The following is a 14318-nucleotide window of genomic DNA, read 5'->3' as shown; positions in this document are numbered from 1 at the left end:
GTTCACCTGAGCGATGACCAGCTTGGCCGATTCGGCGGCCGCCTTGGTGATGTCCACCGAGACGCCCAGGCTGCAGTTGCCGTGCTCGTCGGGCGTGCTGACCATGATCAGCGCCGCGTCGATGTCAATGCGCCGGGACTTGAACATCCCCGGAACCTGGGACAGGAAAATCGGCGTGTAATCGGCACGGCATTCATTCACCGGCCCGCGCACGCTGTTGCCGATGAAGAACGCGTTGGCCCGGAAATTCGGCGCATAGCGCGGGTCCGTATAAGGGGCCACTCCGAGGGTCAGCACGTGGATCACCTCCGTGTCGGCCAATCCGGCGCCTGCTTCCACCATCGTTCGCACGAGATGCTGCGGTTCGCCGCAGGCCGAACCCACGAACACCCGACTGCCCCGGCCGATCCGCTTGATGGCCTCGGCGGCGGGTACCAGCTTTGCGGCATATCGATCACGCCAGTTCGTACTCATCGCTCATGACTCCGACAAAATGATCCGCGCGTCGGCGACCATCGCGCCGCTGCCGCGGGCGTAGACGATCAAGGGGTTGATATCCAATTCCTTCACGTCCGGGTTCTCGGTCACGAATTGTGACAACCGCATGATGCACGCCGCAATCGCCGTCGTGTCCGACGGGGCTTCTCCCCGCACGCCCTGCAGAAGACGATGGGAACGAATGCTGGTCACCATTTCGCTTGCCACGTTCTTGCGGATCGGGGCCAGACGGAAGGCCACATCCCGCAGGGCCTCGGTGTAGATCCCTCCCAGCCCGAACATCAGCAACGGCCCGAAACGCGGGTCGCGGCTCATGCCCAGAATGATCTCCTTGCCCGGCGGCAGCATCTTCTGAATCAGCACTCCCCAGATCTCCACCTCACGCCCCATCTTGCTCCGCACCGCCGCCAGTATCTCGTCGTACGCTTGGCGGACCGAGTCGGCGTCTTTGAGGTTCAACCTCACGCCGCCCACGTCGGTCTTGTGCAGAATCTTGGGGCCGGAGATCTTCATTACCACCGGGTAGCCGATCTTCTCGGCGGCCGATGCCGCCTCCTCCGCCGAGGCGGCCAGAGAATAGGGCACCAGCGGGAAACCGTAGTGCCGCAACGCATCCAACGCCTTGATTTCCACCAGTTGGTTTCGACCGGCACGCCGCTCCTCGGCAAAGATCGCGGTTGCCCCCTCGCGGTTCGCCTCAAATCGTTCATACTCCTGCACCGGCGACCGGACCCATTCACCAAATTTGGCCTTGGCGGCCAGCGCCTTCATCGCGTTCTCCGGAAAGCGGTAGGTGGGTACGCCGTATTTCTTCTGAAGCAAATCAATCGCGCCGGCGACGTCTTCAAGACCCATCAGGCACGCTGCCACGGGCTTGTCCGTGAACTGCTTTGCTTCTCCGATGACCTCCGCGATCTCCATGACGTTGGTCATCGACTGCGGCGTGACCACCACCAGAACCTGGTCCACCCCTTCGTCCGCGATAACCGCATCCAGCGCCGCGCGGTAACGGTCATGTCGGGCGTCCCCGATGACGTCAACCGGGTTCTTCAGGTTGCTCGTCGGCGGAAGCTGGAATCGAAGCGACTTGGTCGTGTACTCCTGAAACTTGGCAAGCTTCAATCCGTAGCGAATACAGGCGTCGGTGGCCATGATGCCCGGTCCGCCCGCGTTGGTGACAATCGCCGTCTGCCGACCCCGGGACATCGGCGGGTCCGCGAACATCTCCGCCAGGTCAAACAACTCTCCCACGGACTCAACGCGAATGACGCCGGCCTGTGAGAAGATCGCGTCATAAACCTCGTCAGAACCGGCCAGCGAACCTGTGTGAGAGGCGGCCGCCGCGGCACCTTCCTGCGTCCGTCCCGTTTTGATCACCAGAATCGGCTTGGGGTTCGGCCCGTGCGTGATCTCGTGCGCCGCGTCAATGAAGGCCTGGCCGCCCGACAGGTCCTCGATGTACATGAGGATGACCTTCGTGCTCGGGTCGGCGGCGATCACCCTGAGCAGATCGATCTCGGTGACGTCGCACTTGTTGCCGAAGCTGACAAATCGCGAGAAACCGATTGCCTGTCCCTGCACGTAGTCGAGCAGCGCCGCAGCCAACGCCCCGCTCTGGGAAATCAGGCCCAGACACCCGGCCTGCGGCATCTCGCCGCCAAACGCCGCGTTCATCCGGACATCCGGGTGCGTGTTGACGATGCCCAGACAGTTGGGGCCTACGATCGAGAGCCCGCGCTCCGCGGCCAGGGCCTTTAACCTCTGCTCTCGCTCCGCGCCATCGCCGCCGATCTCCTTGAACCCCGCCGAGATGATGAGAAAGTGTTTCGTTCCCCTGTCCGCGCATTCGGTCACCACCGCCTCGACTCCCGGCGCGGGAACGATGATGACCGCCAGGTCGACGGTTTCATCGATGGCCGAAACGTTGGGAACACAACGAATACCCAGGATGCTCTTGGTCTTGGGGTTGACCGGGTAAACCACGCCGGTATAGCCGCCATAGATCAGATTGCGGAAAATGTCGCTCCCGGCCGTGCCTACGCGACGCGAAGCGCCGATCACGGCGATTGATCGTGGGGTGAACAACGGCTCCAGATCGCGAGTCTGTCGTTGGTCGGTTTGGCCGGTTGGCGATGCTTCGGTGCTCAGAGGCATCTGGCTCGACTCCTGCTGGAAAAACTGCGGTTCCCGCCATCTCGTGACCGCCCGGCGGGTTTCCGCTGACAGTCGGATGGTCAGCATACCATCCGAATCTGCAGTTTACCATGGGGTTGCTCGCACCGGCGGCGAGGCGAAGTCGCCGTCCATGCGGGGTGTTACGGCAGCTCGGCCCGGGCTGCGCTTCCCAGGTCGTTGCGGTGGGCTGGCCGGCATCTCCCATGCCTTCCGCACAAAGGATAACCGCAGCGTCTGCACGTCGCAAGAAACATCACTGCCGCCGCCGTCCACGCCCCGTTGAGCGTCCTTGTTCGTTTTCCGGTCCCCGGGCGATCTCCGGAAGCAACTTGTCGGCATGAATGCTCACTCGGCTGCCTCCGATGAGCGACCTCGGCGATCGGCTGAGTTCAAAAAGACGACGACGGCCGGCTCCAACGCCGGCCGCCACCGGTTCATGTCTCAATCGCGCCCCGATGCCCTCAGCCGTTCCAGCCCCGCCAGGTCTGCAGCAGCTTCATGTAGTTGCCCCGTATGAATGCCTGTGGGTCGGGGCACTTCTGCAAGCTCATGCTCCCTTGCATCTGACGCAGTGAAGCGTAGTCGTGCTCTTCCAGCCACGCGCTGACCTTGCGGATCATGGTCCGGATGTATTGCGGCCCGTTTTGGAGCAAAGCCGAAACAATCTGCACGGCGTGAGCCCCGCACATGACCGCCTTGATGGCGTCCAGCGGCGTGTGAACGCCCCCCGTCACCGCCAGCGAAGGCGACACCCGACCGGAGAGGATCGCCAGCCACCGCAACCGCAGGGGCAGTTCCGCCGAAGTGGACAACGTCAAATGCTGAATCACCTCAAGATTGTCAACATCGATGTCCGGCTGGTAGAAACGGTTGAAAAGAACCAGCCCGTCAGCCCCGACCTTCTCCAGCTCCCGCGCGACGTTCGCGAAGGACGAATAGAAGGGGGACAGCTTGACCGCCACCGGCACCTTCACGGCTTGCTTGACCGACTTGACCATGTCGATGGTCGCGGCGAAACGGGCTCCGCTCGGCTCATCCGGATCGGTCGGAACCTGGAAGACGTGTAACTCGATGGCGTCCGCCCCGGCTTCCGCCATCTGCCGCGCGTAGCTCAGCCAGCCTCCCGGCGTGCTCCCGTTCAGCGAGGCGATCACCGGAATGCCCACCGCCTGCTTGATCTTGCGGATCTGTTCCAGGTACTCGTCCGGTCCAAGTACGTAGTTGTCAGGAGTGGGGAAATAGGTCAGGGCTTCCGCGAAGGATTCGGCCGGCCCATCCATGCTCTGATAGGCCGTCATGCCCTCCGCTGCCAGTTGTTCCTCGAACAGCGATCTCATGACGATCGCCGAAGCACCGGCGTCTTCAAGTTCGCGGACCGTGTCCAGATTGTCCGACATGGGCGAAGCGCCCGGCATAAACGGATTCGCCATCTTAAAACCGAGGTAGGTCGTCGCAAGATCCATGACTCATGTCTCCAGTCTGTCAGATGAGGGTGAACTCGTAGCTCGCCGGTCTCTGCCGTTTCTCGCACCTGGTCCTACGCCTTCTGACCGTCTCCGTTGCCCTTGGGCACGCTGAGCTTTGCCAGATGATCGTACACCGCCACGCGTCTCGTGGCGGCAAGCTGCGCCTCGATCGACAGCCGTTGGAACCGGGCGGGATCGATCTTCTCAACCATCCGGAACCGGGTCTCATTACGCATGTATTCCTGCACCGGAATCCCGCTGGGCGTCGAGTCAAGCACGAGCGGCGGCTCTCCGGCGGCTTGTCGCCGCGGATCGTACCGGTAGAGCGGCCAGATGCCGCTGTCCACGGCCATCTTCTGTTGCTCCAAGCCATGGACGAGGTCGTAGCCGTGGGCAATACAGTGCGAGTAGGCGATGATCAGCGAGGGCCCGGGATAGGATTCCGCTTCCAGGAACGCTTGGACGGTGTGGGTGTCCTTCGCGCCCATGGACACGCTGGCTACGTACACATGTCCGTAGCTCATGGCCATCAGGCCCAGATCCTTCTTGCCTACCGACTTGCCTGCTGAGGCGAACTTGGCCGATGCCCCGATCGGCGTGGATTTCGACGCCTGACCGCCCGTGTTCGAGTAAACCTCGGTGTCCAGTACCAGCAGGTTGATGTCCCGCCTCATGCTGCAAACGTGGTCCAGGCCGCCGTAGCCGATGTCGTAGGCCCAACCGTCGCCGCCCATTCCCCAGACGCTCTTTTTCACCAGGTAGTCGGCCAGAAGGTTCAGCCGTCGAGCCGGCTCGCTGTCGATCCCGGCCAGTTTCTGACGCAGTGCGACCACCCGGTCGCGCTGGGCCTTGATCCCCGCTTCGGTGGACTGGTCGGCGCTCAACAGCTCGCTGGTCAGGTTGTCGCCGATCTGCGAACCGAGTTGGACCAGCAGTTCGCGGGCCTGCTCAATATGCTTGTCGATCGCCAGTCTGAAGCCGAAGGCGAATTCGGCCGCGTCCTCAAACAGCGAGTTGTTCCATGCAGGGCCGCGCCCGTTGTGGTCTTTGCAGTAGGGCGTCGTCGGCAGATTGCCGCCGTAGATCGATGAACAGCCCGTCGCGTTCCCGATCAGCAGGCGGTCGCCGAACAACTGGGTCAGCAGCTTGACGTAAGGAGTCTCGCCGCACCCGGTACAAGCCCCCGAATACTCGAACAGCGGTCGGAAAAGCTGCGAGCTCTTGACGTTGACCCGCTCGATGGTCGTCCGGTCCACGTCGGGCAGGTCGAGGAAGAACGTATAGTTGGCGCGCTCGCGGGCTCGGATCGCAATCTGCGGCTCCATATTGATGGCTTTGTGCTTCGGATTGGACTTGTCCTTGGCCGGGCACACGCTGACGCAAAGCCCGCAGCCCGTGCAATCCTCCGGAGCCACCTGGACCACAAACTTGCAGCCCTTGTACTCCTTGCCCTTGTAGTCCGTCGAGCGGAAATCCGCCGGCGCCTTCGAAAGCAACGCGGCGTCGAACACCTTCGGTCGGATGGCCGCATGCGGGCAGACGATCGAGCACTTGTTGCACTGGATGCAGAGCGATGGGTCCCAGATCGGGATTTCAAGGGCGATGTTCCGCTTCTCCCACTGAGTCGTGGCCGTGTCGTAGGTGCCGTCGACCGGGAAGGCGCTCACCGGCAGGGCGTCGCCCAGGCCGGCCATCATTACCGCAGTCACGCGCTTGACGAAGTCCGGAGCGGCATCCGAGACCATCGGCAGCCGCTTCTGCGTGGCCGTCGCCCGTGGCGGAACGCTCACTTCGTGCAGCTTGGCAAGCGTGGCGTCCACCGCGGCGTAGTTGCGCTTGACCACCTCTTCGCCTTTCTTGCCGTACGTCTTCTTGATCGCTTTCTTGATCTGGTCGATGGCCTCCTCACGCGGCAGAACGCCCGAAATGGCGAAGAAGCAGGTCTGCATGATGGTGTTTACCCGCGACCCCATCCCGGTCTCCTTGGCCACCGCGTAACCGTCAATGACGTAGAACTTCAGCTTCTTGTCGATGATGTCCTGCTGCACCTCCAGCGGCAGATGATCCCAGACCTCATCCTTGCCGTAAGGCGAGTTCAACAGGAATACCGCCCCCGGAGCCGCGTAGCTCAGCACGTCGTATTTCTCGAGGAACACGAACTGATGGCAGGCCACGAAGCTCGCCTTCTTGATCAGGTAAGGCAGACGGATCGGATTCGGCCCGAAGCGAAGATGCGAGATCGTCATCGCGCCCGACTTCTTCGAGTCGTAGACGAAGTAGCCCTGAGCGTGGTTGCCCGTCTCCTCGCCGATGATCTTGATCGAGTTCTTGTTCGCCCCCACGGTGCCATCGGCGCCGAGACCGAAGAACACCGCTTTGACGACGTCCGCCGGCTCGATGTCAAAGCTCTCGTCTACGGCCAGCGACAGATGCGTCACGTCGTCCACGATGCCCACCGTGAAATGCTGTATCGGGTTGCTCTTGGCCAGCTCATCGTACACCGCCTTGACCATTGCCGGCGTGAAGTCCTTGCTCGACAACCCGTATCGACCGCCGATGATCCGCGGGTCGTTGGCCAGCGGCGACGTGCCCCGTGCCCGCGCCTCCCGGATGGCCGCTACCACGTCAAGGTACAACGGCTCTCCGATCGCACCAGGCTCCTTGGTCCGGTCCAGAACGGCGATCGATTTCACGCTCTTGGGCAACGCTTGCAGCAGATGCTTGGCCGAGAAAGGACGATAGAGGCGAACTTTCACCACCCCGACCTTCTCCCCCTTGGCGACCAGGTATTCGGCGGTCGCGTGGGCGGTTTCCGCCCCCGAGCCCATCAGAATGATCACCCGTTCCGCATCCGGCGCGCCGACATAATCAAACAGGTGGTACTTGCGGCCGACCCGGCCGGCAAACTTGTCCATTGTCGCCTGGACGATCTCCGGGCACGCGTCATAGAAGCGGTTGCAGGCCTCGCGAGCCTGGAAGAAGGTGTCCGGGTTCTGGGCCGTGCCCCGAAGCAAAGGTCGGTCCGGCGTCAGCGCCCGATCGCGGTGCGCCTTGACGTACTGCTCCTCAACCATGAAACGCAAATCGTCGTCCGACAGCAACTCCATCTTGGCCACTTCATGCGAGGTCCGGAATCCGTCGAAGAAGTGCAGGAATGGTACGCGGCTCTGAAGCGAGGCTGCCGTGCCGATGCACGCCATGTCGTGGGCTTCCTGCACCGAGCCCGAGGCCAGCAGAGCAAAACCCGTCTGACGACAGGCCATGACGTCGGAGTGATCACCGAAAATCGACAAGGCGTGTGTCGCAAGAGTGCGGGCCGTCACGTGCATGCAGAACGAGGTCAGCTCGCCGGCAATTTTGTACATGCTCGGGATCATCAGCAGCAGACCCTGACTCGCCGTAAACGTCGTCACCAACGCACCGGCCTGCAGGGCCCCGTGGACCGCCGCCGCCGCACCGGCCTCCGACTGCATCTCGGTGACCTGCGGCGCTGTACCCCAGATGTTCTTCTGCCCCTTGGCCGACCATTCATCTGCGAACTCTCCCATGGGCGAAGAGGGGGTGATCGGATAAATCGCGATAACCTCACTGAGCCGGTGCGCCACCGAGGCCGCCGCTTCATTGCCATCTATCGTGGTGATGTTTCTTTGAGCCATTCGAGATCACTCCTTTGGAAACCGATTCCCGCTTCGGCTGACCGAGGCCGGCCGATCGTCGTTCTCGGTTGAACGTAGCTGGATTCATTTTCGGGGGCCAGCGGTTACCCCCGTCTTGCGGATGCACGATCTTGCCGGCTTCGAGCCGGTTCCATCGTAGCCGCGTACTGTAACAGGAATAGTGATGGTCTTCCAGCAGTCGCGAGCCGGTTTGCTTTTCGGCCTCTGCGACAGTCCGGGCGGGGGTACCACTGGGTGCTTTTCCCCCAGCGTCTTCTCTCGCCGCGCCAACACACGCGGTTGGTCCGTCGGCGTAGACCGGGAAGCCATCAGTCCAGAAGACCCAAGCCGCCCAACAATACCTGCCTTTGGTCTGGCGGGCCTCATTAGAACCTTACGGTCAGGCATCTGTGCGGCTTGCGCGCATGTTTCTGGATCGCAGAACGCTTGGTTGCGGCCCGCAAAAAGGCGGTCCGCCTCAGAACCTTACGGCCGGATATCTGTGCGGCTTGCGCGCATGTTTCTGGATCGCAGAACACTTGGGTTGCTGCCCACAAAAAGGCGGTTCGCCTTAGCTTCTCTGACCGGGTCCGAAACACCCACAGACGCGATCGCGGCCTCGGTGCGCTCGTGTCCTGGCGAAAAATGGCGGAAAAGCGACGATCAGCATCGCCGGGGTAGAGACACGGCGCCTTATGCAGCAGCGCCTATCTACCCAACCTCAACACACCGGTGTCGGCCCACCCCCTGCATCGATGAGATTCGGGGCCCTTGTCGTTCACAAATTCCTACCATAAAACAAGTTGTGTTAACGAGGGCAAGAAGAAACCGCCGGGCTGGGCGTTGAAATCCCTGTGGACACACCGCAAGGCACATCTCTTGGCGGTTGCCTGACAATCCCAATCCCCAACCTTGAATCTTGGCAGGATCCCCGGTGGCGGGCCTTACGGTTGTGCAACCGCTTTGGCGTTCTGACCTGCCTTCATCCCGCTCGCGGCGGTGGTGCGAGGTTGCGGGGTCGGGCTCTCCTTCGAGGGTAATCACCAGACCTCGCGCTCGCACGACAAGGCTGCGTCTGCTGTTGCCGGCGACGCCGTTGCACGGTAACTCGACAGCGTCTAAAATGCGGCCCCTCCCGGATTCGACTCCGGGATGCACCGCATGGGCGAACCGGCTTTGCTCCGCCCGGACACAAGCGGAGCTTCCGGGATCGCGACAGAGAAACCCATTGTGGGCGCCTCCCCGGCCGTGGTATTCGTTAACGATACCTTGGCTGGACCTCTGTCGGCGGATGACGGTCTTGAGGAAAACACCGGCCTGATCGGGCACGACCGCGAACCGGCGTGCTCGCGAGAGACGACTAACGTACGGTTGTCTCCGACAGGCGTTCATTTTCTGACTGAAGGAGCTTGTCTGAATGAGTGGCAGTGCACCATCCACGACTCAAGAACGCGTCTTTATGCCGCCGCCCGAATTTACGGCCAAGGCGTATGTCAAGTCCATGGAGCAGTATCAGCAGATGTACGATCGCTCCATCAAAGATCCCGAGGGTTTCTGGGGAGAGATGGCCTCGGAGTTCTACTGGAAAGAAAAGTGGACAAAGGTCCGAGAGTTCGATTTCAACGGCGACATCAGCATCAAGTATTTCATCGGCGGCAAGACGAACATCACTTACAACTGCCTGGACAGGCATCTCGACACGCGCGGCGACCAGGTCGCCATCATCTGGGAAGGTAACACCCCCGGCGAAGACGCCAGATTGACCTATCGCCAGCTCCACACCGAGGTCTGCAAGTTTGCCAACGTGCTCAAGAGCCGCGGTGTCAAGAAAGGCGACCGCGTCTCGATCTACATGCCGATGGTCAAGGAACTGGCGATCGCCATGATGGCCTGCGCACGTATCGGCGCGGTTCACTCGATCGTGTTCGGCGGATTCAGCCCCGAGTCGTTGTCCGATCGCATCGTCGATTCCGGTTGCCAGACGCTGATCACCACTGACGGCGTCTACCGAGGCTCAAAAGCCGTCACCCTTAAGGCCAACGCCGACGAAGCGATGGAAATGAGCGAGAAACAGGGCGCCCCTATCAAGACCTGTATTGTCTATGAACGCGTCGGCCAGGACCAGTTGCCCGTCTACATGAAGTCCGGTCGCGATTTCTGGTGGCACGACCTCATGAAGGACGCTTCACCCGTCTGTGAGCCGGAGTGGATGGACGCCGAGGACCCCCTGTTCATTCTCTATACCTCGGGTTCCACCGGTAAGCCCAAGGGCGTTCTGCACACCATCGGCGGTTACATGGTGTTCGTCGCGATATCGCACAAGTACATCTTCGACTACCACGACGGCGACATCTATTGGTGCACGGCGGACATCGGTTGGGTTACCGGGCATTCTTACATTGTCTATGGGCCGCTTTGCAACGGCGCTACCACCCTGATGTTCGAAGGCATCCCCACGTATCCCGATGCCGGACGCTTCTGGGATGTGGTGGACAAGTACAAAGTGAACATATTCTACACGGCCCCAACCGCCATCCGCGCGCTGATGCGAGAGGGCGAAGGCCCGGTCCTGAAGCGAGATCTGTCGAGCCTCCGGCTGCTCGGTACGGTCGGAGAGCCGATCAACCCCGAAGCCTGGATGTGGTATTACAAGTACGTGGGCAAGGAACGCTGCCCGATCGTCGACACCTGGTGGCAGACCGAGACGGGCGGTATCCTCATCACGCCGCTGCCCGGCTGCACCCCGCTGAAACCCGGTTCCGCCACGTTCCCCTTCTTCGGCGTCAAACCGGTCCTGCTCACCCCGGAGGGCAAGCGCATCGAAGGGCCGGGATCCGGCGTGCTGTGCATCGAGGAGCCGTGGCCGGGCATGATGCGGACGGTTTACGGCCAGCATGCCCGCTTCAAGGAAACGTACTTCTCGACGTATCCCGGCCTGTATTTCACCGGTGACGGCTGCCGCCGTGATGAAGACGGCTACTACTGGATTACCGGTCGCGTCGATGACGTCATCAACGTTTCCGGCCACCGCATTGGTACGGCCGAGGTCGAAAGCGCCCTCGTGTCACACCCCGCCGTGGCCGAGGCCGCCGTGGTCGGATTCCCCCATCAGATCAAGGGGCAGGGCATTTATGCCTATGTGACCCTCGTCGTCGGCCAGGAGTACACCGACGCGCTCAAGAAAGAACTGGTCGCCCACGTTCGAAAGCACATCGGGCCGATTGCCACGCCCGACGTGATTCACTGGGCACCGGGCCTTCCCAAGACGCGTTCCGGCAAGATCATGCGACGCATTCTCCGCAAGATTGCCGAGGGCGAGCCGGACAAGATCGGCGACACCACCACGCTCGCCGATCCGACGGTCGTCAAGAACCTCGTTGAGACGTATAAGCCGCTCTCGTGACCTGACAGTCACCGGCCGTGGGGATGGTCGACGACCGTCCCCACGGCCTTTTGTCTCATTGACGAGAAAAAACCAGATCTGGTACACAGCCAACGCATTTCCCCCGAGGAGCCGTTGGCTTGGAGCATCTCACATGACAAACGACTCCATCTCAGCTCCCGCGCCGCTTATGAACCGCTGGCTGGTCGTCATCGGCGCCGTCCTCATCCAATTGTGTCTTGGGGCGATCTATGCCTGGTCCGTCTTTACCCCGCCGCTGACCGCTGAGCCGTTCAACTTCAGCAAAGTCCAGACCCAGGTCATCTTCTCAGTGGGGCTTGCGGCTTTCGCGCTGGTCATGATCAAGGCCGGTATGTGGCAGGCGAAGTTGGGCCCGACGCGAGTGGCCAGGCTCGGTGCCGTTGTCCTTGGCCTCGGATACATTCTCGGCGGTCTTGCGAGCATGTCACTGACCGGACCAAGTGCATTCTGTGCCATCCTGGTGACCGTCGGATTGATCGGCGGCGCGGGCATCGGCTTGGCATACGTCGTCCCGATCGCCGTAGGCGTAAAGTGGTTCCCGGATAAGAAGGGCATGATCACCGGTCTCGCGGTGGCCGGTTTCGGTTTCGGAGCCCTGATCTGGATCTACCTCGGGCAGGGATTGCCCGACTGGACGCACATCGAGTGGGACGGACTCATCAAGCCTTTGGGTGTCGGGAAGGTGTTCCTGATCTTTGGCATCGCCTTCCTCGTGCTCATTCTCGTCGGCTCGATCTGGATGAAGAACCCGCCCGAGAACTACAGGCCCGCCGGTTGGGAACCGGCTTCAACGCCCGGCGCGGCCGGCTCTTCATCCGCCCAATTCGATTGGGACCAGATGCTCAGAACACCCCAGTTTTACATGCTGTGGGCTATGTTCATCTTCGGCGCGCTGGCCGGCCTGATGGTGATCGGCATCATCAAACTCTTCGGGATCGACGCATTACAGGCCGGTGGAATGGATCCCCGCCAGGCATCCCTTACCGCAGGCACGGCCATGGCTCTCTTTTACGCCTTGGCCAACGGTTTCGGCCGGATTATCTGGGGTACCGTCTCGGACAAGCTTGGTCGAAAGGCCTCGCTGGTGCTCATGATGGGGGCCCAGGGCATCGTCATGCTTCTTTTCTTCCATATGGGAGGCACGCCCGCCCTCCTCTATCTCGGAGCGGCCTTGGTGGGCTTCAACTTCGGCGGCAATTTCGCTCTCTTTCCGGCCGCGACGGCTGACTTCTTCGGCAACAAGAATGTGGGCAAGAACTACCCTTGGGTCTTCAGTGCATACGGCATCGGCGGAATCGTCGGCCCCATCATGGCCGGCCGGTTTGGCGATGCCGTCGGCTCCAGGGGCGTCGAGGCGTGGAAGCCGGCCTTTATCATTGCCGGTGTTGCCTGTCTCATTGCGGCGGTAATCGGGCTGATGTTGAAGCCGCCAAGACCGAAGGCCATCGCCTGACCGTGGTGGACATCGTGGACGGTCGCCGTCGTCGGGGAGGTGTCAATGCCACACGGGGCCTTCGTGACCGTAGTCAACTGCATGGATGGACGGCGATGGACGGGTTCAGGAGCCGGTGTCCGCTTGGCTGAACCAGCGGTTCCACGCGGACTGCGTGGACGCCGTCACAGAGCCCGGCCCTGACGGCCTTTTCAGCAGAAGCCAGTACAGCCTTATCGAGTCGATCCGCCGGCGGATGGACATTTCTGTTAATGCCCATGGCTCGCGCGTGGTCGCCCATCACGATTGCGCCGGCAACCCCGTGGAGAGGGACCAGCACCTGCGGGATCTCGCATGCGCATTGCGATGCATGGGGTCGTGGCATCTTCCCGTTCGCCTCCTCGGTCTTTTCGTCAACGAACGTTGGCAGGTCGAGCTGATTTGGGACACCGGCGGCAGCGCCTGAGCGAGGCGGTTCCGGCCTGGTGACTTGGTGGTGAAGAGGCCCTGATAGACTGCGGAATATGCGGAGTACACGGAAGGCGATGAGCGGATGGCCGGGAAAAGGCGGGGGGCGCTTCGCCAGTTGTCGGTGGCGGGGAGGGCGAAGTCGTCAGTGATGAGTTTTCAGTGGTCAGTGGGTGGGGGAAGGCTGCTGGACTGTTCGACTATTGGGCTGTCAGGCCATTCGGGTGCTGGGGGAAAGGGGCGGTAGCGATCGGTTGGTCGGAGACGCTGGGACTTGGCTCGACTGAGGCCTGAAAACTGACAACTGATTGCTTTCCGTCCCCCGTGCATCGGGCAAAATGCGGGGATAGTATGGAAGCTTCCGGTGGCACAGTGGGTGGAGCATTTCGGATCTGAGAGGCGGGTGGGATCAAGAGTGGGAATCGAACGGGTGGAGGACGGTGGGCGAATGGGAAAACGAACCAATGCAAAAACGAACCTGTCCCGCTTTCCGGATTCGCCCCGTGCTCGTTGACATGTTTGGACTCGTCAAAGCCGCGCTGATCCGGCCGTTCGATCATCTCACCACTCATGACCGCAGGTCTCCGAATGCCCTTGCGACAGTATACGTAGAATACCTCTTGCTGCCAGCCTGATGCGACGCCACCCCCCACCAGACCGTCTGAAACCTGGGGAGGACGAGACCTTGGCGGTTGTCCGCGTCTTTGGACCTGTGCGGCTTCGGCTTTCCATCAGACAGGGGCAGTTTGCCACTATTCCAGTGACAGCATATCCCAAGGTGTACGGGATGCCAATAAGGGAAAAGAAGCCCTCAGACGTCAGCAATCTGCGGTCAACGGGAGTCTGTTGGCACAATGGCCTGTTCGATTACCTGACTGCTCAACCGTTCGGCGATGAACAAGGGCTCCATTCCCGCCGCTGAGCGAGTGGCTACGTGGCTGGCGCGGGGCGAATGTGGAATGCTGAATGATGATGGGGCGGTGGGCGAGCCGGGTAACAGCGGCGGTCTCTGCGGCCTTGCGAGTGATTCGGGGGTTGTCGGTTGGAGGACCACGGGGATGGATTCGACAAGCTTACCCCCGACGAACTGCGTGGCTCGTCGAGGCTTGGGCACGGCGTGTGGTGGGCGCGGTGCGTCGCAGGCGGTAGGATATGAACCCGATACCACCGCGATGGTATTCTCCAGAGTGGAACGAGCA

7 protein-coding genes are annotated in these 14318 nt (G+C 61.5%); 3 read left to right on the top strand and 4 right to left on the bottom strand.

Annotated elements, in window-relative coordinates; all coding sequences use genetic code 11:
• From PLL20_08995 to nifJ, 4 genes are all read right to left on the bottom strand, one after another.
• A partial coding sequence (locus PLL20_08995) for a hypothetical protein (GenBank protein HPD30117.1) occupies nt 1-474 on the bottom strand: 474 nt, incomplete at its 3' end.
• Nucleotides 475-477: 3 nt separating this feature from the next.
• Nucleotides 478-2652 (bottom strand): acetate--CoA ligase family protein, encoded by a 2175-nt coding sequence (locus PLL20_08990; protein HPD30116.1) that lies wholly within the window; start codon nt 2650-2652, stop codon nt 478-480.
• A gap of 482 nt (nt 2653-3134) precedes the next feature.
• Nucleotides 3135-4136 (bottom strand): dihydroorotate dehydrogenase-like protein, encoded by a 1002-nt coding sequence (locus tag PLL20_08985; GenBank protein ID HPD30115.1) that lies wholly within the window; start codon nt 4134-4136, stop codon nt 3135-3137.
• 74 nt (nt 4137-4210) lie between these two features.
• Nucleotides 4211-7795, bottom strand: coding sequence for a pyruvate:ferredoxin (flavodoxin) oxidoreductase (nifJ, locus tag PLL20_08980; protein HPD30114.1), 3585 nt, complete (start codon nt 7793-7795; stop codon nt 4211-4213).
• Between the two features lie 1417 nt (nt 7796-9212).
• On the opposite strand from nifJ, the gene acs reads away from it, so the two are divergent.
• The 3 genes from acs to PLL20_08965 all read left to right on the top strand — a co-directional run bounded on the left by acs (nt 9213) and on the right by PLL20_08965 (nt 13117).
• Entirely contained in the window at nt 9213-11198 is a 1986-nt protein-coding gene (gene acs, locus PLL20_08975) for an acetate--CoA ligase (protein ID HPD30113.1), read from the top strand.
• 133 nt (nt 11199-11331) lie between these two features.
• Nucleotides 11332-12672, top strand: coding sequence for an OFA family MFS transporter (locus PLL20_08970; protein HPD30112.1), 1341 nt, complete (start codon nt 11332-11334; stop codon nt 12670-12672).
• Between the two features lie 115 nt (nt 12673-12787).
• Nucleotides 12788-13117: a hypothetical protein gene (locus tag PLL20_08965; protein ID HPD30111.1), complete on the top strand. Its 330-nt coding sequence runs from the start codon at nt 12788-12790 to the stop codon at nt 13115-13117.
• Nucleotides 13118-14318: the final 1201 nt, after the last annotated feature.

Source organism: Phycisphaerae bacterium (genome assembly GCA_035384605.1).
Lineage (GTDB): Bacteria > Planctomycetota > Phycisphaerae > UBA1845 > PWPN01 > JAUCQB01.
The sequence above is the reverse complement of the archived record's forward strand: the minus strand, read 5'-3'. Positions and strand labels throughout refer to the sequence as shown.

Bases quoted from the DNA above. Each gene is read 5' to 3' on its own strand.
- PLL20_08990 (HPD30116.1), bottom strand. From the start codon at position 2,652: ATGCCTCTGAGCACCGAAGCATCGCCAACCGGCCAAACCGACCAACGA.
- PLL20_08985 (HPD30115.1), bottom strand. From the start codon at position 4,136: ATGGATCTTGCGACGACCTACCTCGGTTTTAAGATGGCGAATCCGTTT.
- nifJ (HPD30114.1), bottom strand. From the start codon at position 7,795: ATGGCTCAAAGAAACATCACCACGATAGATGGCAATGAAGCGGCGGCC.
- acs (HPD30113.1), top strand. From the start codon at position 9,213: ATGAGTGGCAGTGCACCATCCACGACTCAAGAACGCGTCTTTATGCCG.
- PLL20_08970 (HPD30112.1), top strand. From the start codon at position 11,332: ATGACAAACGACTCCATCTCAGCTCCCGCGCCGCTTATGAACCGCTGG.